General features: G+C 62.3%; 18 protein-coding genes and 1 tRNA gene. 10 read left to right on the top strand and 9 right to left on the bottom strand.

What is annotated here, in order from left to right; genetic code table 11:
• The first annotated feature begins 289 nt into the window (after positions 1-289).
• Complete coding sequence (locus MesoLj_RS10850) at positions 290-1,342, top strand: threonine aldolase family protein (RefSeq protein WP_202325981.1); 1,053 nt, start codon at positions 290-292, stop codon at positions 1,340-1,342.
• A gap of 69 nt (positions 1,343-1,411) precedes the next feature.
• On the opposite strand, the gene MesoLj_RS10845 is transcribed toward MesoLj_RS10850, so the two are convergent.
• Positions 1,412-1,879, bottom strand: a complete 468-nt coding sequence (locus MesoLj_RS10845; RefSeq protein WP_013893124.1) for an Hsp20 family protein — start codon at positions 1,877-1,879, stop codon at positions 1,412-1,414.
• Between the two features lie 476 nt (positions 1,880-2,355).
• Here MesoLj_RS10845 and MesoLj_RS10840 point away from each other — a divergent pair, with 476 nt between their 5' ends.
• From MesoLj_RS10840 to MesoLj_RS10825, 4 genes are all read left to right on the top strand, one after another.
• Positions 2,356-3,333, top strand: a complete 978-nt coding sequence (locus MesoLj_RS10840; RefSeq protein ID WP_140771856.1) for an alpha/beta fold hydrolase — start codon at positions 2,356-2,358, stop codon at positions 3,331-3,333.
• Between the two features lie 163 nt (positions 3,334-3,496).
• On the top strand, positions 3,497-3,652 hold the full coding sequence (locus MesoLj_RS10835) for a hypothetical protein (RefSeq protein WP_202325980.1): 156 nt from the start codon (positions 3,497-3,499) through the stop codon (positions 3,650-3,652).
• Positions 3,653-3,655: 3 nt separating this feature from the next.
• Positions 3,656-3,901 carry a DUF1127 domain-containing protein gene (locus tag MesoLj_RS10830; RefSeq protein ID WP_202325979.1) on the top strand — a complete coding sequence of 82 codons (246 nt, stop codon included), beginning with the start codon at positions 3,656-3,658 and terminating at the stop codon, positions 3,899-3,901.
• Between the two features lie 107 nt (positions 3,902-4,008).
• Positions 4,009-4,839, top strand: coding sequence for a helix-turn-helix transcriptional regulator (locus tag MesoLj_RS10825; protein ID WP_202325978.1), 831 nt, complete (start codon positions 4,009-4,011; stop codon positions 4,837-4,839).
• 6 nt (positions 4,840-4,845) lie between these two features.
• On the opposite strand, the gene hisN is transcribed toward MesoLj_RS10825, so the two are convergent.
• Together hisN and MesoLj_RS10815 are read right to left on the bottom strand one after the other, a co-directional pair.
• On the bottom strand, positions 4,846-5,619 hold the full coding sequence (hisN, locus tag MesoLj_RS10820) for a histidinol-phosphatase (RefSeq protein WP_202325977.1): 774 nt from the start codon (positions 5,617-5,619) through the stop codon (positions 4,846-4,848).
• A gap of 368 nt (positions 5,620-5,987) precedes the next feature.
• The gene (locus MesoLj_RS10815; RefSeq protein ID WP_140771865.1) at positions 5,988-6,929 is read right to left on the bottom strand and encodes an N-formylglutamate amidohydrolase; all 942 of its coding nucleotides are present in this window, start codon (positions 6,927-6,929) and stop codon (positions 5,988-5,990) included.
• A gap of 163 nt (positions 6,930-7,092) precedes the next feature.
• On the opposite strand from MesoLj_RS10815, the gene cpdR reads away from it, so the two are divergent.
• Both cpdR and MesoLj_RS10805 read left to right on the top strand, forming a co-directional pair.
• A complete protein-coding gene (gene cpdR, locus MesoLj_RS10810) occupies positions 7,093-7,455 on the top strand; it encodes a cell cycle two-component system response regulator CpdR (RefSeq protein WP_006199474.1) in 363 nt (120 codons plus the stop codon).
• Positions 7,456-7,560: 105 nt separating this feature from the next.
• A tRNA-Val gene (locus tag MesoLj_RS10805) sits at positions 7,561-7,635 on the top strand.
• Here MesoLj_RS10805 and MesoLj_RS10800 read toward each other — a convergent pair.
• Complete coding sequence (locus tag MesoLj_RS10800) at positions 7,624-7,842, bottom strand: hypothetical protein (RefSeq protein ID WP_202325976.1); 219 nt, start codon at positions 7,840-7,842, stop codon at positions 7,624-7,626. The two genes, MesoLj_RS10805 and MesoLj_RS10800, sit on opposite strands and share 12 nt — an antisense overlap.
• An 848-nt stretch (positions 7,843-8,690) precedes the next feature.
• Between MesoLj_RS10800 and MesoLj_RS10795 the strand changes: the two genes are divergently transcribed.
• Positions 8,691-10,358 (top strand): sulfatase-like hydrolase/transferase, encoded by a 1,668-nt coding sequence (locus MesoLj_RS10795; protein ID WP_202325975.1) that lies wholly within the window; start codon positions 8,691-8,693, stop codon positions 10,356-10,358.
• Between the two features lie 137 nt (positions 10,359-10,495).
• Here the strand turns inward: MesoLj_RS10795 and MesoLj_RS10790 are convergent, their stop codons facing one another.
• From MesoLj_RS10790 to MesoLj_RS10770, 5 genes are all read right to left on the bottom strand, one after another.
• Positions 10,496-11,914: a tetratricopeptide repeat protein gene (locus MesoLj_RS10790; protein ID WP_244735341.1), complete on the bottom strand. Its 1,419-nt coding sequence runs from the start codon at positions 11,912-11,914 to the stop codon at positions 10,496-10,498.
• Between the two features lie 101 nt (positions 11,915-12,015).
• Positions 12,016-13,452 carry a hypothetical protein gene (locus MesoLj_RS10785; protein ID WP_202325974.1) on the bottom strand — a complete coding sequence of 479 codons (1,437 nt, stop codon included), beginning with the start codon at positions 13,450-13,452 and terminating at the stop codon, positions 12,016-12,018.
• A 6-nt stretch (positions 13,453-13,458) separates the two neighbouring features.
• Positions 13,459-14,433: a GDP-L-fucose synthase gene (gene fcl / locus MesoLj_RS10780; RefSeq protein ID WP_202325973.1), complete on the bottom strand. Its 975-nt coding sequence runs from the start codon at positions 14,431-14,433 to the stop codon at positions 13,459-13,461.
• 13 nt (positions 14,434-14,446) lie between these two features.
• Complete coding sequence (gene gmd, locus MesoLj_RS10775; RefSeq protein WP_202325972.1) at positions 14,447-15,505, bottom strand: GDP-mannose 4,6-dehydratase; 1,059 nt, start codon at positions 15,503-15,505, stop codon at positions 14,447-14,449.
• Between the two features lie 99 nt (positions 15,506-15,604).
• Positions 15,605-16,759 carry a dihydrodipicolinate synthase family protein gene (locus tag MesoLj_RS10770; RefSeq protein WP_202325971.1) on the bottom strand — a complete coding sequence of 385 codons (1,155 nt, stop codon included), beginning with the start codon at positions 16,757-16,759 and terminating at the stop codon, positions 15,605-15,607.
• A 239-nt stretch (positions 16,760-16,998) separates the two neighbouring features.
• Here MesoLj_RS10770 and MesoLj_RS10765 point away from each other — a divergent pair, with 239 nt between their 5' ends.
• Entirely contained in the window at positions 16,999-18,057 is a 1,059-nt protein-coding gene (locus MesoLj_RS10765; RefSeq protein ID WP_140771878.1) for a LacI family DNA-binding transcriptional regulator, read from the top strand.
• Positions 18,054-19,070: a Gfo/Idh/MocA family protein gene (locus tag MesoLj_RS10760; RefSeq protein ID WP_202325970.1), complete on the top strand. Its 1,017-nt coding sequence runs from the start codon at positions 18,054-18,056 to the stop codon at positions 19,068-19,070. The genes MesoLj_RS10765 and MesoLj_RS10760 overlap by 4 nt, the downstream gene beginning before the upstream one ends.
• Positions 19,071-19,102 lie beyond the last annotated feature (32 nt).

Raw genomic sequence — 19,102 nt, 5'->3', positions numbered from 1 at the left:
GAGGCCAATATTTTACGCCAATCCAGCCTGTTTTGTGCGACAAAATAAGACAGCACTACTGTCCTAAATTTTTATGGCAGAATTCCCTGGCGCACACAAGACCGATTCACAAAAAACTTGAGGCTTCCGCGACATAAAATTACGTGAAGTTGAGAGAAAACGTAAGCTTCAGTCGCCGTTTCCCGCCTGCCGCCACGGCTGGCTTCAACGGTTTTCCAGCATCTGGCTCTTGCGGTTGACGCGTTAAACCGGTCAACTCCGCGCCGATTTCCCCAACACAGGCAGATGCATGTTCTTCGCTTCCGACAATTGGGCAGGCGCCCATCCCAATATCGTTGCCGGCCTGTCGGCCGCGTCCGCCGGCTTTGCCGCTGCCTACGGCGACAGCGCGCTCGACCAGGCAGTCTACCAGCGCTTCAGCGAGATTTTCGAACGCGAGGTCGCGGTGTTCTTCGTGGCGACCGGCACCGCCGCCAATTCGCTGTCGCTGACCACTTTCAACAAGCCTGGTGGTATTTCCTTCGCCCACCGCGAATCGCATGTCATCGAAGACGAGTGCGGTGCGCCGGAATATTTTTCCGGCGGCGCGCGGCTGCATGCCATCGACGGCGCGCTCGGCAAGATCGACCCGCACAATCTGGAGCGAACCATTGGCCGCTTCGCGCCCGAAATCGTCCATTGGGGACGGCCGATGGCGGTTTCGATCACCCAGTCGACCGAGGTTGGCACCATCTATGGTCTGAATGAGATCGAGACGATTTCGGCCATCGCCAAGCAGCATTCCGTGCCCTTGCACATGGATGGCGCCCGCTTTGCCAATGCGCTGGTTGCGCTCGACACGACGCCGGCCGAAATGACCTGGAAACGCGGTGTCGACATCCTGTCCTTCGGCGGCACCAAGAACGGCTGCTGGTGCGCCGAGGCGATCGTGCTGTTCGACCTCGACCGCGCCAGGGAGTTGGCCTTCCTGCGCAAGCGCGCCGCCCAGCTGTTTTCCAAGTCGCGCTTCGTCGCGGCGCAGTTCGAAGCCTACTTCAAGGACGATCAGTGGCTCGATACCGCGCGCCACGCCAACGCCATGGCCGCACGCCTCGCGGCGGCAATCGAGGATTCGGCCCATGCGAAGTTGGCCTGGCTGCCGCAGGCCAACGAGGTGTTCGCGGTGATCAAGAAAACCGAAGCCGACAGGCTGCAGGCCGCCGGTGCCGCCTTCTACGATTGGCACAAGCCGCATGGATTTGACGGCCATGTCGGCGAGGACGAACTGCTCTATCGCTTCGTCACCAGCTTTGCGACGTCAGCCGAGGAAGTCGACCGCTTTGGCCAGTTGATCGCCGGATAGGCGACCTTGCGGACAACAAAAAAGCGGCGCCTTTCGGCGCCGCTTCCGTCTCGGGAGGAGACTTAAACGTTAGGCAGCGGTCTTGGCCTCGATCTGCTTGGCCTTGGCCGGGGCCGAGGTGATCGCGATCTTGCGCGGCTTCAGTTCCTCGGGAATGTTGCGCTTGAGATCGACGAAGAGCAGGCCGTTCTTCAGCGCGGCGCCGACGACTTCAACGTGGTCGGCAAGCTGGAAGCGGCGCTCGAAGGCCCTGGAGGCAATGCCGCGATAGAGCAGCTCGGAGCCTTCGCCGGTGCCCTCGTCCTTGCGCTCACCCTTGACGGTCAGCACGTTGCGGTGGGCTTCAATCGAGATCTCTTCGTCCGAGAAGCCGGCGACAGCCATCGAAATTCGGTAGGAATCCTCACCGGTACGCTCGATGTTGTAGGGCGGATAGGTCTGCGCGCCATCCGGCTGCGCAAGCGAATCCAGCATGGTGAAGAGACGGTCGAAGCCGACGGTCGAACGGTAAAGCGGGGAAAAATCAACGTGACGCATGAGGTGTTCTCCTGTTGAGCAACATGGTTTGCGTATGGTCGGTGCGAAACCCTTGAGCGGCGTTTCGGGAAGACCAGCGGCCCCGACATTGGCGACCGCATTCCACATTTGGGGAGCGCCCGAATGCATTTCAAGTTTCGCCGAATGGCAAAAAACCACGCCGCCCGCCCCCTTGATGAACGGCAGATGAACCGGACCTTCGGCGCTCGTTCAGACGTGTGCCGCTAGAGTGACCTCAAGATCAAGGATTGGCGGCGCTAGTTTTCGCAAAGGCGCCGCAACGAGGCCGAACCGGGTGTTAACGTCCCTTCCTCCCGGATCGACAGGGGCCGGAAGTACGCTCTCAAGCGGCTTCCGGCTTTCCCGTTGCCGATCTCCCCTCGCCCGGAATTCCTTTGCTTTTGACGCATTGACGTCTATCACCTTGACGAGGCCAGCCGCGAAAGGCTGGTGAGACGCCGAGCACAAAGCGCCGAATGACGGACCTTCTCCACGACACGCCGCTTTTCCACGAAACCGAGGGCAATCCGCGACCGGAAAACGCCACCGGCGGCTTCTTCGTCACGCGCGATCGCAAGAAGATCCGCTATGGCCTGTTCGCGGCGGTGGCGCGGCCGATGCGCGGCACGGTGGTGCTGCTGTCCGGCCGCAACGAGTGCATCGAGAAGTATTTCGAAACCATCCGCGACCTTGCCGCCCGAGGCTTTGGTGTCGCCACGCTCGACTGGCGCGGCCAGGGCGATTCCGACCGACTGATCCGCGATCGCCAGCGCGGCTATGTCAGGTCGTTCCGCGATTATACCGCGGACCTCGAGCAGTTCTTCGAGGAGATCGTGCTGCCTGACTGTCGCGGGCCGTATTATATCCTGGCCCACTCGGCGGGTGCGGTGATCACGCTGCTTGCCGCGCCGTCCATGGTGAACCGTGTGCGCCGCATGGTGCTGATCGCGCCGTTCCTGACCTTGCCCGACCTGCCGGTCTCGATCGGGACGGTCCGCCGTGTGTGTTCGTTTTTCTGTGCACTGGGGCTCGGCCGGCTCTACGCCGCCTGGGGTCCGCGGCCGAGACAGACACTGCCGTTCGAGGCCAACAAGGTGACCTCTGACCCTCAGCGCTATCGGCGCAACACGCGCATCTATGAAGAGCATCCGCAATTGGCGCTTGGCGGCCCGACGATCCGCTGGCTGCAGGCAGCGGCGAAGGCGTCGGAAGCAATCAGCGACCCCGACTTCATGGCCCGGATCCAGGTGCCCTTGCTGATCATCGCCGCCGGTACCGACCAGGTCGTCTCGACCAAGGCGGTCGAAACCTATGCCAGAAGCCTGCGGCTCGGTTCCCTGCTGATGATCGACGGTTCCAAGCATGAAATCCTGCAGGAAGTCGACCTCTACCGCGAGCAATTCCTGGCCGCCTTCGACGCCTTCATTCCCGGCTCCGACGACCCGACGGCCTGACCATGGCGCTGTCCTCCATGGGCAGGCATAGCTGACACAGCGTTGTCAGGAAGGGGGCTTCGGCCTGCCTAGCAGCACGCAAAGTGCTAAAGATTCTGACAGCCCGACCCACCCGGGAATGCTCATCTGCATGCGTCGAATTGAACGCCATGGAGATGAGATCATGACCGAGAAAACCTGCGCCGTCTGCGATTGCCAGCTGGACGCCAACCCGATCCGCGTCAAGGTCGGCGGCAAGACCGTCGAGGTCTGCTGCGAGGAATGCGCCAAGGCGCTGAATGAAGCCGGCGCCTCGGCGTCCGGCGTGAGCGAGGGTTGAGCCATGCGCCCCGATCATGCCGCGGCGCAACGCCTGGCTGGCCCGGGCCCGGCGCCGGTAATCCGCACCGAAACCCTCCGGCGGACCCTGCCCGCCCAATGCGTTGCCGTGGCCAGATGGCTTGGCCGTCAGATGGAGAAACGCCGAAGCCGCCTTGCCTTGCTCGAAATGAGCGATGAACAGCTCAAGGACATCGGCCTGTCACGCGGCCAGGTCTATTCGGAGTTCAAGCGCCAATTGCGGAACTGAGAGGCGTTTTCGAGAAGTCTCCTGACAGGAATGGGCAGGCCGTTCGCGTAAAGTGCCCATCGCGATGCCGGAATGATTTTTCGGCGTGAGAAGAAAGCGCAACGGCCATGTCGCAATTCACGGTTCAGCCGCTTCTCGATACCGGCATCGTCAAGGTGCGGGACGTCGTCTGCAGCGGCGAATGCCGTCACAGGAGCGATGAGGAATGCACGTCGTCCACGCATTTGGTGTTTCCTTATCGCGGCGTCTTCGTGCGCCATGTCGGCCGCAATGACGCTGTCGCGGAAGCCAACCAGCTGCTGTTCTTCAATGAAGCCGAGCCCTATCAGGTCAGCCACCCCGTCGAGGGCGGCGATGCCTGCCTCGATCTCGTCATGGAGGAAGGCCAGCTGCGCGAACTGGCGCCGAAGGAGCAGTTGCGCCCAGCCGACCGCCTGGCGTTTCGGCGCCAGCGCCGGCGCATCGACCCGCGTGCGCAGGCACTGGTGGCAATGCTGCGCCACAGCCTGAGCCGCAATATCGCCGAAACACTGGAAGCCGAGACGCTTGCCCTGACACTGGTGCGGCGCTCGCTCGGCGAGCGCACCTCGCATGTCGCGGGTGCCAGCCCGGGACGGCAGAAGCTGGTCGACCGGGCCAAGCTCGTGCTGTCGTCGGATCTGTCGCGGCGCTGGACGCTGGCCGGGATTGCCGCCGAGGTCGGCGTTTCGCCGGTCTATCTGACCCAGCTGTTCCAGCAGGTCGAGGCCATGCCGCTCTATCGCTATCATCTGCGCCTGCGTCTGGCGCGCGGGCTCGACCTGCTCGGCCGCTACGACAATCTGACCACGCTGGGCATGGACCTCGGCTTTTCCAGCCACAGCCATTTCAGCGCGTCGTTCAAGCAGGTGTATGGCCGTACGCCCGCGGAATTCCAGCGCTCGATCAGATCGCGCTGAGGCCGATCAGCCGCGCAGGGCAGCCATGGCGGCCGCGTGAAGCTCCGGCGTCGCCGCCGCCAGCACATCGCCACCCTTTTCCGCCGGTCCGCCGTCGAAGGTGGTGACGACACCACCCGCCTTCTCGATGATCGGGATCAGCGCCACGATGTCGTAGGGCTTCAGGCCGGGGTCGGCGACGATGTCGACGCTTCCCGAGGCGATCATGGCGAAAGCATAGCAATCGGCACCGTAGCGGGCGAGCTGGACCTGTTTCTCGAACGCGTCATAGCGCGTGCGCGCCTCGCCCTTGAACAGCGCCGGCGTGGTGGTGAACAGCGTTGCCTCGTCGAGCCTTGTCGTCTTGCGGGTCGAAAGTTGGCGCGGTCCGCCCGGCCCTTCATAGTGCGAGCCGGAGGCGTTGGCGTAGAACAGTTCGCCGGTGAAGGGCTGCGCCATCATGCCGGCAACCGCGTCGCCGTCGACCGTCAGCCCGACAAGGGTCCCCCACACCGGCAGGCCGGAAATGAAGGCCCGCGTGCCGTCGATCGGGTCGATCACCCAGACATGCCGGCTGGAGATGTTCTCGCTGCCATGCTCCTCACCGAGAATGCCATGGTCGGGATACTGCGCCGATATCAGCGCCCTGATGGCGCGTTCCGTCTCGCGATCGGCTTCCGTGACCGGATCGAAACTGCCCTGCTCCTTGTTGGCCACCGCACCCTGGGCGCGAAAGCGCGGCAGGGTTTCCGCCGCTGCCGCCTGCGCGATGCGGCGCATGAAATCGATGCTGACGTCCAACTGATTCTCCCGCATTGCAGAGTGCCCAACCGGGCTCTGCCGACACTTTCCCGCCAAAACAAGCCTGTTTATCGATTTATTCGTCGCGACGGCTGTTGCCCAAATGTCACATCAACGTCATCGAAACGCAGTTTCCACATCACTCTGAATTAAAAAAGCCTGAAGATCGCTTGACATTTGTGCACTGCACAATACCCTCGACCTCGGACAGGTTTTCCTGTCCATGCCCTCCTTGGGCGTTTCCTCCCTAGACTTCGACCGTATCGTGCAAACGATGCGGTCTTTTTTTACACTGCGGTTTCAATGGCATGTCACCCAAGAGCGCCTGGCGGTTTCGGGACAACGACATGCACGGACAAGACCCGATTTCACTCCGCCGCCAGCGGCAGGTCGATGAAGTGATGGTCCGGCATTGCCATCAGATCCGCTGAGAATCGCGTCAGGTCATCGGCCAGCGCGTCGAAGCCGGCGGCCTTCTCAAACGTCCGCTCATTCATGTAGAGCCCGCGATTGACCTCGATCTGCAACGCATGCAGATGGCGCGCCGGGCGGCCATAGTGCTCGGTGATGAAGCCGCCTGCATAAGGCTTGTTGTGGGCGACGGTATAGCCCATGGCGGTCAGCAGGCCGATCGCGGTCTCGGTCAGGGCAGCGGTGGCCGAAATGCCGAAACGGTCGCCGATTATGAAATCGGGCCGCAGTCCGCTGTCGCCGACGCGGATGCTCGCCGGCATCGAATGGCAGTCGATCAGCACGGCAAAGCCGAAACGGGCATGGGTCCTGGTCAAAAGCCGCTTCAGCGTTTCGTGATAGGGTTTGTACACGGCCTCGATGCGGGCAACGGCTTCGGCCAGAGGCAAGCGGCCGGAATAGATGTCGAGCCCCTCGCCCACCAGCTTCGGCACGGTGCCAAGCCCGCCCGCCACCCGCGCCGAGCGGATGTTGCAGAAGGATGGCACCGGCTCGGCGAACATGCGCGGGTCGAGTTCCCATGGCTCGCGATTGACGTCGAGATAGGCGCGCGGGAAATTCGCCGCCAGCATCGGTGCGCCCAGCGCCACGGCGCCACCGAACAATTCATCGACGTAGCAATCCTCCGAGCGGCGGATGGCGTTGCGGTCGAGCCTTGCCATGGCAAGGAAGCGTTCCGGATAGTAGCGGCCGCTATGTGGTGAGTTGAACAGGAAGGGGACGCGCTGCTCGGCGCCCGATCGGATTTCGAAGGGTTGAACGACCGAAAAATCCTCGGCTGCCGTCTTCAATTTGCACGAACCCGAAAACACCAATGCATCATCGCATGAAAGTGCCACCTTGCTGGCCGCATGTCCAGCATTTCGCCGTCCTCATCGCCTTGCCAAATGCGGATAATGCTTCGCCGCGTTCACTTGATGTTTACCGTCACCTCCTCATATACAGGATGGTTAACGGGCTGCCCGGGCGGCAGTCTCGGGCGGGTGATTCGGACGGGATATCATGGCACGCATTCTTCTGGCGGAAGACGACGACGATATGCGTCGGTTCCTCGTCAAGGCGCTGGAACGCGCCGGCTACCAGGTCAGCGATTTCGACAACGGCGCCAGCGCCTATGAGCGGCTGCGCGAGGAACCGTTCTCGCTGCTGCTGACCGACATCGTCATGCCGGAGATGGACGGCATCGAGCTGGCACGGCGCGCCACCGAGATCGATCCCGACCTCAAGGTCATGTTCATCACCGGTTTCGCCGCCGTTGCGCTGAACCCGGATTCCAAGGCGCCGAAAGACGCCAAGGTGCTGTCGAAGCCCTTCCACCTGCGCGATCTCGTCAATGAGGTCGAGAAGATGCTGCAGGCGGCCTGAGCCGCTTTCCACAAGGGCATCGCCGCTGCGGCGAGACGACGCCTTCTTTCCTTTTTCCTGCTATTGACGCGCCGGACCAAAAGTGGTGTATGCGCGGCTTCGGATGGGCGTGTAGCTCAGCGGGAGAGCACTGCATTGACATTGCAGGGGTCACAGGTTCAATCCCTGTCACGCCCACCATCCTTTCAAATACTTGGCTAAGACCTTGTGCCGGTTGGCCCAGAAACCCGGTCCAAACCTCGGCCGCGTTCTTCTGAAGATCAACGTGGTGGTGGCCACGGACCTCATCGCCACGCCGCGCCCCATTTGGCTCACGACATTCAGATAGATCGATACGGGTTCATCAGCCTGCCCGGCGGCTTCGTCACGCGCGATGTCGTCGAGCATCTTCCATCGGCGCAAGTGTGCGCTGGTTCGCCCTCCCGGCCGCACCGGCGGCTGACGCTTGTTCGTTTCCGCAACGCCCCTCCCCAATGCATCGCGCCGCATTGGCTGCCGACCCGACCCACTCTTTTCGCTTGGGGTCCAGGTAGAGGCGGCTGTCGCGAAAACCAGCAGCCGGGGGATCGCACACCGGCCTCCTTCATATGAATGAAGCTACGGGTTTCAGATCAGCACATATTGCTGGAACTGAAGGCCCATGAGGCATCAGGTTAGTTAGGCTGCTAAAGGCCCACCCGCCATTGCGTGGCCGCCGGACAACCGCATACGCATGGCAGGTGGCTGCAGACTATGATTACCTGGTGGAGCACGGAGCATACCGGAAGACCAACCTCGCCAACTGATCAAGCGCAATGGCAGCGATCTTGAAACGCTGATGCTACGCCAGGGGATCGGTTCAACGTGGCGAGGAGTATCGCGGCTGGAGTTCGACGAACTGCAGCGCATGCGAGCGTTTGCCCAATGGTTCCGTCGTCGGTGGACGCACGAACCAAGCTGTACCAGCGAACGCTTCGCTGACCGCCGGTCACCGAACAAAGCCCCGATGCGGGGCGGCAGCTTCTTGGAACGCTGTCTGAACGGCCGTTTTCCAGGGGCGGCCGAGTGGATTGTCCGCAGTTCGGAATCGTCTCCGAGACCGGTGCACGTCCAACGCAACGATCACCGCGGCCCTGTCGTCAAAACTATACAAAATACGGAGGGTCGTCATGCCTGGGGCGGGTGAACGCATCGATCAGGCTCCGGCCCATCATCGCAGTCGCTGGGGCGTTACAGCCATATGTGTCAAATTGACCATGATCGCCATTTTCGTGGCGGTCACCAATTTCGATTTCTGGGATCGCGTCGGGAATCTGTTCGCCAACGGGCGCTTCACCACGCTGGCTCCATTCCTCGCAATCTGGGGACTGGCCATGGTGGCGTTGTTGTTTGCGTCATTCCAGCCCCGGCTCGTCACACGCCTGTTATGGGCCGTGCCGCTTGCACTGTCGAGCGCGGCAGCCTGGGTCTATTTCCAGGTAAGTCACGCCGATCTGTCGGTCTTCGATATCCTTTCCCTCTGGGCAAGCCGCAATTCCATCGGCGAGGCCGCTGGTTTCTACGATCGGCTGATCTGGCCCGCCGTGGCGATCATGGCCTTTGGCGTGACGTCGATTTCGATTCCACCGGCAGTGACAGGCGCCCGGCTCTCGATATGGGTAAGGCGCATGGCGTGGCTCCCGTTGCTGCCGATCCTGATTATCGCGGCCGTGGTCTATGCCAAGGACGGAGGCGGCTCCTCCGGCCTGCCGAAGCAGTTTGCTCCGCTGGCTCTGTCCGCGATGGCCGCGGAGCGGATCGTGACACAAGGCGCCCCGGAGCGACGCGCCGTCACATGGAACGCCACGGCGCAGGCCAGGCCTCGCAACATCGTCATGATGATCGACGAAAGCGTTCGCGCCGATTTCGTCGATCTCTCGCCTGGCAATTCGTACACACCGAACATCGCCGCCCTCGCCGACAGATTTGTCGATTTCGGTCCCGCCGTGTCCGGCGGCGACTGCAGTGTTTATTCGAACGCCATACTGCGCCTCACGGCGTCGCGCCGCGATCTCGCCCATTCCGTCAACACCAACCCAACGATCTGGCAGTACGCGAAGAAGGCCGGATACCGGACGGTATATATCGACGCGCAGTCGACCGCCAAGGCAGCCGTCCTCCTGGGGAGCACGAATTTCATGACGGTGCGAGAAAAGCGCGACATCGACAAGACCTATTTCATGGACGACGTACGAATGGACCGCGCCGATTTCCGGTTGATCGACATCCTGCGCGGCGAGCTGGCCGGCAGCCAGCCAGTCTTCATTTACGCCAATAAGAACGGCGCTCATTTTCCCTATGACTGGTCCTATCCTGCATCGGAAGCCGTCTACGGACCGACAGTCGCGTCGGCCGGCAAGGACACGGCCATGACACGCTTGGCGTCGTACCGCAATGCGGTCCGCTGGTCGGTCGACCTCTTCATGAAAAAGCTGTTCGAGAGCGCCGATCTTTCGAATACCGCGATGATCTATACGTCCGACCACGGACAGGCGCTGAACGTCGGCAAATCGACCCACTGCACCATCTATGATCCCGATCCGCGTGTGGGTCTTGTTCCATTGATGGCCTATGCCGCCGATCCGGCGCTGAGGGCGCGTTTCGCAGTCGGCGCCGCGGCCAATCGCGACAAGGCGAGCCATTTCCAGATCGTCCCCACCGTGCTGGAGCTGATGGGCTATAGTCCCGCCGACATCGCGTCCGAATACGACGAGTCGCTCTTCGCCGCAACGTCCCGCTCCCCGCAATTCACCAGCGGTGACATCTTCGGGTTGTTCTCCGACTCCGTGCATTGGAATTCGATAGATCTGTCACTGAACTACCTCGAGCCTGACGCACAAAGATTGCTGCCGGATATGGCGTCAGCGAAGGCTGATGGCCCCTGACGGGGGTTACATTGCAATGAGCTTGGCGGGCTTGATCCCGGACACCTGATCACGCCAGTGGGCCAGCAGATGGTACCTGTATCGCCTGTCATAGATCGGGTCTCCGATGCGGCGCTCGGCAATCGCACCGTGAGGCGTCAGATCCACAACGTCTTCAGCCGGCCGAGCCGCCACCGTGCCTTCGCCAGCCGACCGGATTTCGGCTTCTTGCCAAGCTCGACCCGCCGCCTGATTCTCCTGAAGATCGCATTTCCAGGCTCGATCTTCACCAGCCTTGCCGCCATCTCCACCGCCGACTTCCTGTCGTCCAGCACTTCGAGCAGGACATAGGCCGAGCACGCCATGGCGTAGGGATAGCCGGCCCTTGCCGCCGCGAGGAAGACCTCGAAATCCCTGGCCATCGTCAGGAAGCCGCCAATCCGGTCGGTCAGGATATCCATCATCGGCAACGGAATTTTGGAGCGCAGCCGGGATTGGCTGATCATCAGCGATTTCAGCATGGCCTCGCCGGCCGGATAGTTGCCTTCGCGGAAATGCGCCGCCGCCAGCTTCAGGTCATAGGCGTCGTTTTCCGGATCGAGCGCCTGGGCCTTTTCCAGCAACTCCCTTGCCCGCGCCGGGTCGATCTTGTCTTCCAGCGACAGGAACGACCATTGGTAGCCAAAGGCGGCTTCAAGGGGATGATAGTCGGCTTGATGCGCCTGCAATTCCTGCATGATGATTTCCGACGCGCGCGGCTTGCTGAACAGCGCGCTGATGTCCAGGCACGGGACCTCGCCCATGACGGACGCTACCGCCGCGTAGATGCTGTTGCCGGCATGGATCTGCTGGCACCTTGCCATCAGCGCCATCTCGAAGAATGCGCTGAGCGCCTCCTCTCCCTTGAAGTCCGCGGCACCGAAATCGTCGGTCCGCATTGCCCCGGTTTGCGCGCTGACATAATCGAGCGTCGCGCGATCCTGGCCGACAAGGAGCGTCGTCAGGCCCTTCGACGAGAGCTCCGACACAACAGCCTTGGCCAGGGTCGAAGGGATGACCTTGTCGGCGAAAACCAGCCTTCTGCGATGGTGGCCGTAGACAATGTCGCCACTGCGAAGATGCAAGGCGGCCATCGGGCCGGGAAAGCGGCATTTGCCGGCGGCATCCAGAGCCTGCCGCACGGCCGGCGCGAACCCGAAGGCCCGCAGCGCTTCGGACCGATCCGGTTGAACACCCTGGTCACGGAAGAAATCGAGAACGTCGAAGTCGTCGCAGATCCAGCCGCGCAGCTTTCCCCCTCTTGCCGCCGCTTCAAGGTCCGACTGTGCGAAGGCCGTGCCGCCAAGGACACCGAAGTCGGCAACCTTGATCGTATCGCCCAGCCAGTGCTTGTCGATGAAATCCGCGGAGAAGATCTTCCCGACCACGTCGACCGTATGCGATTCCTGATCGATGATATCCCGGCTGCTCCAGATGAAACCGAAGCGGTAGCCGAGCCTGTCGGCAAGGGCTTTCGCATTGGCCATCGCCAGCAGTCGGCCGCCCAGCCCATCTTCCCTGTTGACGACAATCAGCATCGATCCTCCGTCACGCAGCCCCGAGCCGGACGTCGCCCTTTTCAATGTGGCGGAGAAACCATGCATATGTCTGTTCCAATCCACCGCGAGGTCCGAACGCGTCAACCGCCGGCCAGTTGCCGCACGGACGAGCTGTCGCTTGCCGTCGCGCTTGCCCGGACCGCCGATTCGATCTCCTGGAAAAGCCGATTGGCGGGTTCCGCCTTGAGGGAAAGCGCAGCCATCGCCAAGGCGGCCTCGGTTCTGCCCAGAGCCGTGTGAAGGATCTGGGCCGAGCATGCCGCGGCATAGGGATACCCTGCCTTGGCCGCGGCAAGGTAGAGTTCGAAGTCACCGGCCATGATGTGGCCACGCGCCGAGGGGCGGGTCAGAACCTGCAGAATCCGCATCGGATTTTCGGCGCGGGCGTCGACCTCCTTGAGCATGAACGCTTTCAGAACCGCCTCGCCGCCTTGATAATTCCGGTCTCGAAAATAGCCGGCCGCCATCTTCAATGCATAGGCAGGGTTTTGTGGATCGAGCGCGGCCGCCTTTTCGAGAATTCCCCTCGCCTGCGCCGGGCTGGTGCTGCGTTCCGTCAGCACGAAGGCCGACTGATAACCAAAGGCGGCTTCCAGCGGATGGTAATCGGATTGCCGAGCCTTCAATTCGTCCAGGATGACCGTCGCTGTCCCGCGATTGCCGAACAAGGCTCTTGGCCTGATGACCCGGATGCCGCCCATCACCGACGAGATTGTCGCGAACACGCTGCTTCCCGCATGGATCTGTCGACACCGAGCCATCAATGCCATTTCGAAAAACGCCTTGAGTGTCTCGTCTTCAAACTGGCTCGCGCCGAAATCGTCGGCGAGGAAGGCTCCGGTCTCCGATTTCAGATAGTCGAGCGTTGCCCGGTCCTGGCCGATCACCAGCGTCGCCAGGCCTTTTGACGCCAGTTTCGATACGATCGCCTTGGCTAGAGGTGCGGGAATGACCTTGTCGCAAAACTCCAGCTCCGAGCGATAATTCCCGTGGATGATGTCGCCGCTGCGCAGATGCAGCGCGGCCATCGGCCGGGAAAACCGAGGCTTGCCGGCAGCGGCGATCGTGGCTCTCACGGATTCGGAAAAGCCAAACGTGCCAAACGTCCGATGCCTCGATCGGGCCGACCTGTTGGCGGGCAGCATCGTCCTGAACCAGCCCTGCCGGAACGATCTCAGGATGCGGAAATCATCGCAGATCCACCCCTGGAAGCCGTTTTGAAGGGCGTCGGCCGCCAGGCTGGACCGGGTGAACCGGGTTCCATCGAGGACGCCGAACCGGGCAGTGTCGATCTTCTCACCCAGCCAGTGTCTTTCGATGAACTCGGCGGCAAAAACCTTGTCGACGGAATCGACAATATGGAATTGCATGTCGTCGATGGACCGGCGGTTCCAGGTGAAGCCGAAACGGCACCCCATTTTGTCGGCGAGACATTTTGCATTGACCATGGCAAGCAGGCGCCCTCCAAGGCCATCCGCCCTGGTCGCCGCCAATGTCTTCGTCGAGAAATCACCCAAGCGGCATCAACTTTCCAGTGCTGTCAGCCGGACCTGGCCGGCTTCGATATGCCGGAGGAACCATGCATAGGTCTGCTCCAGCCCGCTGTGCAGCGAGTACCGGGGACGCCATCCCGTGGCAAACAGCCGCGAAACGTCCAGCAACTTGCGCGGTGTGCCATCCGGCTTGGTCGCATCGAACGTGATCTCCACGTCTCCGCCGACGATCGAGGCGACCGTCCTGGCCAATTCGGCGATGGTGATGTCCTGACCCGAACCGACATTGACATGGCTTTCCCCGTTGTAGGTTTTCAGGAGGGAGACCAGGGCATCGGCTGCATCGTCGACATGCAGGAACTCGCGCATCGGCGTGCCCGATCCCCACACCTGCAGGGTCTTGTGGCCGGCCTGCTTTGCTTCATGTGCCTTGCGCATCAACGCAGGTATGACGTGGCTGGATTCAAGGTGAAAATTGTCACCTGGACCATAGAGATTGGTTGGCATCGCCGAGATGTAGTTGACGCCGTATTGACGCCGATAGGCCTGACACAGTTTCAACCCGGCGATCTTGGCGATCGCATACCATTCATTGGTGGGTTCGAGCGGGCCGGTCAGCAAGGCCTCCTCGGGGATCGGCTGCGGCGCCAGTTTTGGATAGATGCAGGATGAACCGAGGAACAGCAATTTGCCCACTTCGGTGCGGAAGGCGCCCTCGATGAGATTGGTCTGCACCGCGACATTGTCATAGAGGAAATCGGCCGGAAACCGGTCATTCGCAAGGATGCCGCCGACCTTGGCCGCAGCCATCACCACGGCATCCGGCCGACGGTCGGCCATCCAGCGCCGCACGCCGGCCTGATCGAGGAGATCGAGTTCGGCGCGCGTCGCGGTCAGGATCTCGCAGTCCTCGACCGCCAGCCTGCGCACGACGGCGGACCCGACCATGCCACGATGCCCGGCCACGAAAACCCGCTTGCCTTTGAGATCGAAGGTCTCGTTCATCGCACTGCCTCCGTCAGGAACGGCCACTGGGCCTGTCGGCGCGGGCCAGATCCGACCGCACCATCTCCGCCACCAGATCCTTGAACCCGGTCACATGCGACCAGCCGAGCCTGGTCCTGGCCTTGGACGGGTCGCCGACAAGCAGGTCGACTTCCGCCGGCCTGAAATAGCGCGGATCAATACGCACCAGAACGGCGCCCGAGCCGGCGTCGACGCCAATCTCGTCCACACCGTGCCCCTGCCAGCGAATGGTCCTCCCGGTCTCGGCAAAGGCCAGTTCGGCGAATTCGCGCACCGAGTGCTCCTCGCCGGTCGCCAGCACGAAATCGTCGGCCTCGTCGTGCTGCAGGATACGCCACATGCCCTCGACATAGTCGCGTGCATGACCCCAGTCGCGCCTGGCATCGATATTGCCGAGATAGAGCGTCTCCTGGCGGCCATGGTGGATCGAGGCAACTGCCCGCGTGATCTTACGGGTCACGAAGGTTTCGCCGCGGACCGGGCTCTCATGGTTGAACATGATGCCGTTGGCCGCGAACATGCCGTAGGCCTCGCGATAGTTTACCGTCGCCCAGTAGGCATAGAGCTTGGCGGCCGCATAGGGTGAGCAGGGACGGAAGGGCGTCGTCTCGCGCTGCGGCACCTCGAGGGTCTTGCCGTAAAGTTCCGAAGTCGAGGCCTGGTAGAAGCGCACCGTCTTTTCCAGGCGCAGGATGCGGATTGCCTCGAGCAGCCTGAGCGTCCCCAGGGCATCGGCATTGGCCGTGTATTCAGGTGTCTCGAAACTGACCTGGACATGGCTCTGGGCGCCGAGATTGTAGATTTCGCAGGGCTGCGTCTCCTGCACCAGCCGGATCAGGTTCGTGGCATCGGTGAGATCGCCATAGTGCAGGAAGAAGCTGGTGTCGCGTTCATGCGGGTCGACACGGATATCGTCGATACGCTCGGTGTTGAACGAGGACGAACGGCGCTTGACGCCGTGAACGATATAGCCCTTTCGCAGCAGCAACTGCGCGAGATAGGCCCCGTCCTGGCCGGTTACCCCGGTTATGAGGGCCACTTTGTCTGCCATCGGCTACTGGTCCACTGATCCGCGCTTCCCCAATACGGGCTGAGACCAATATCGCAAATCTCCCAAGCGGGGGATACTTCTAGCCGAATTTCATTCGGCTCAGACGCCCGCCACGGCGCACAGGCTCTTCATCCGCGATATGGCAAGGTCGGGATCGGCCAGCAGGCCTGCCTGGTCGGCAAGGCGGAAGACCTCCGCATAGTGGCGGATGCCGCGCGCCGACTGCATGCCGCCGATCATCGTGAAATGATCCTGGTGGCCGTTCAGCCAGGCCATGAAGACAATGCCGGCCTTGTAATATTCGGTTGGCGCCTCGAAGATCTTTCGCGACAGCGGCACCGTCGGCGCCATAAGCGCGTCATAGCCGGCCCGGTCGCCCTCGGCGAGCCTTGCCAGGGCGGCATTGGCGACCGGCGCGATGGCGTCGAAAATGCCGAGCAAGGCGTGCGAATGTCCACGGCCGTCTCCGGCGATCAGTTCGGGATAGTTGAAATCGTCGCCAGTGAACATCACGACGCCGGGCGGCAGCCTATCGCGGAGCGCAACCTCCTTGCCGGCATCGAGCAGCGATATCTTTATGCCTTCGACCTTGTTCGCGTGACGTTCGATGATGGCGACCACCGTATCGAGCGCGGTCTCGAAATCGTCGCTGCCCCAATAGCCCTTCAAGGCCGGGTCGAACATGTCGCCCAGCCAGTGCAGGATGACCTTGCCGGAGGCCTGGGCGAGAATCCGGTCGTAAACGGTGGCGTAGTCGTCCGGTCCCTTCGCCACCGCCGCCAATGCGCGGCTGGCCATCATGATCGCCTTGCCACCTTGTCCTTCGATGAAAGCGAACTGCTCCTCATAGGCGGCGATCACATCATCCAGTGTCCTGGCCGACGCCGGCGCCAGATGGTCGGTTCCCGCGCCCGAGGCAAGATCGGCGCCATCGACCGTGCGGGACTCGGCGATCGACCTGCGGATCAAGTCCCGTGCACTTGGCCAGTCGAAACCCATGCCGCGCTGCGACGTATCCATCGCCTCGGCAATACGGAAGCCGAGCCGCCACAGATGATGGCGGAACGCCATAGTCCTGTCCCAGTCGACCACGGGCCGCGACCATGGATCGGTCATTTCATGGGGATCGGCAACGACATGCGCGGCGGCATAGGCGATGCGCGAAAACCGCGCGCCGATTACCGGCTGCACCGGCTGTCCGACAAGCGCGTAGCGGCTGCTGTAGCCACCCTCACCAGGCAAGGCAATATCCATCGAGCTCTCCCTTTACCGCGCCTATAAATGGAACGTTCCAATAAATCAAGAACCTTTAAGATTCACGAGCGGCCTTCTGTAAAATGCTGCATCGCAGCACGCCGCTCGTTGCTGGACAGGGCCTATAGCGCCAAACTATCGATTCTTCAGGCCGGGAAAAAATCCCGATTGACTCTCGATTGGAGCAGTGATTAGAACGTTCCAATAAACTTGAACCGAAACCGGGAGGAGATATCGGGATGGCCAGCCGGGCCAAGGCGACGATCTTCGACATTGCCCGCGAGGCAGGCGTGTCCAAATCGACGGTGTCGCTCGTGCTCCAGGGCAGCGGGCTGATCCGGCCCGAGACGGCGGTCAAGGTGCGCAAGGCGATCGAGGATGTCGGCTATGTCTACAACCGCGGCGCCGCCAATCTGCGCAAGGCCCATTCCAACGTCATCGGCATGGTCATCAATGATCTCACCAATCCGTTCTTCGCCGAACTGGCGGTTGGCATGGAGCGCGTCTTCCAGTCGGCCGGCATCGTGCCCTTCATCGCCAATACGGCGGAGAATCCGGTACGCCAGGAAGAGGTGCTGAAGTCGCTGATGGAGCAAGGCGTCGCCGGCCTCATCGTGTCACCGGCGCGCGGCACCACGCCGGGCGCTTTCCGGCGGCTGGAGATGGCTGGCGTGCCGGTCGTCTTCGCCATGCGCCGCTTGCCTGAAAGCCGCATCCCGGTGATCGCGCCCGACAATCATCGCGGCGCCTATCTTGCCGCTGCTCATCTCATAGGCAAAGGGCATCGCCGGCTGGCCTTCTTCGGCGGCACATCGGACCTGGTGGTCTATCAGGAACGGCTGGGCGGCTTTCGCGAAGCCTGCGAAACGCTGGGCATCGCCACTCGCGACGTGCTCGTCATCGAGGGCGAGACCAGCCGCAAGGGCGGCATTGCTTGCCTGGAAACCGCGCTCGCAATGGCCGAGCCGCCGACATCGGCGCTTTGCTTCAACGATGCCGTCGCCTTCGGCGTGATGCTGGCATTGCGCAAGCGCCGGCTTGAGCCGGGACCGGATTTCGCCGTCGTCGGCTTCGACGACGTGGTCGAGGCCGAACATTACATGCCGGCGCTGACCAGCGTCGCGGTTGACACCGCCGGTCTCGGCGAACGCGCCGCACACGTCATGCTCAAGATGATCCAGTCGCGTACCACGCGTGCCGAAGACCATATCGGCGCGGTCAATCTCGTTGTCAGGGAAAGCTGCGGCCCGGATCGCCGCACACGAAACAGGCCTGCAGGAACGGGAGGCGCGGCATGAGCATCAAGTGGGGACTGATCGGCGCCAGCACGATCGCCAGGCAATTCATGATCAATGCCATTCGTGCGCAAGAGGATGGCGAGGTCGCGACGGTGATGAGTTCCAGCCCGGAACGCGCCACGGCCTATGCGCGGGAAAATGGCATTCCAGCCGCCGTGTCGAGCCTCGATGCCCTGCTTGGATCCGGCATCGACGCCGTCTACATCTCGACCACCAACGAGTTGCATCTCGAGCAGGCGCTTGCCGCCATCAAGGCCGGAAAGCATGTGCTGTGCGAGAAGCCGCTGGCGCTGACCAGCGCCGACGCGCGCAAGATGGTCGCGGCCGCCAGCGCTGCCGGCGTCGTGCTCGGCACCAACCATCATCTGCGCAACGCCGGTGCGCATCGCGCCATGCGGGACGCCATCGCCACCGGCCGCATCGGCAAGCCGATCGCCGCACGCGTTTTCCATTCCGTCTACCTGCCGGAGAACCTGCAGGGCTGGCGCATCACCAAGCCGGAAGCGGGCGGCGGCGTGGTGCTCGACATCACCGTGCACGATGCCGACACGCTGCGCTTCGTGCTCGGCGACGATCCGGTCGAGGTCTCGACCTTCACGCAAGCCGCCGGCATGGCCGGTAGCGGGCTGGAAGACGGCGCCATGTGCATCTGGCGCTTCAAGTCGGGCCTTATCGCCCAGTCGCATGAGGGCTTCACCACCAAATTCGCCGGCACCGGTTTCGAGGTGCACGGCTCGGAAGGCTCGCTGATCGCCGGCAATGTCATGACCCAGAAGCCGGACGGCTCAGTGCTGTTGCGCACGGCCAAGGGTGAGGAGCAATTGAGCTTCGACCGCGAGGATCTCTACGTCAGGTCCGTGCGTCAGTTCCACGCCGCGATCCTCGGCAAGGGCCGGCCTGCCGCCACCGGCGAGGACGGCATCTGGTCGCTCACCGCGGCCGAGGCGGCATTGCAATCGGCTAGCTCCGGCAAGGCCGTCAAGATCGACCCGAAACTCGGGAGCCTGAAGTGAGCAAGGTCGTTTCCGCAACGCAGGCAGCCAGC

The organism is Mesorhizobium sp. 113-3-9 (assembly GCF_016756515.1).
Lineage (GTDB): Bacteria > Pseudomonadota > Alphaproteobacteria > Rhizobiales > Rhizobiaceae > Mesorhizobium.
This window is presented reverse-complemented; position numbering and strand designations above follow the sequence as displayed.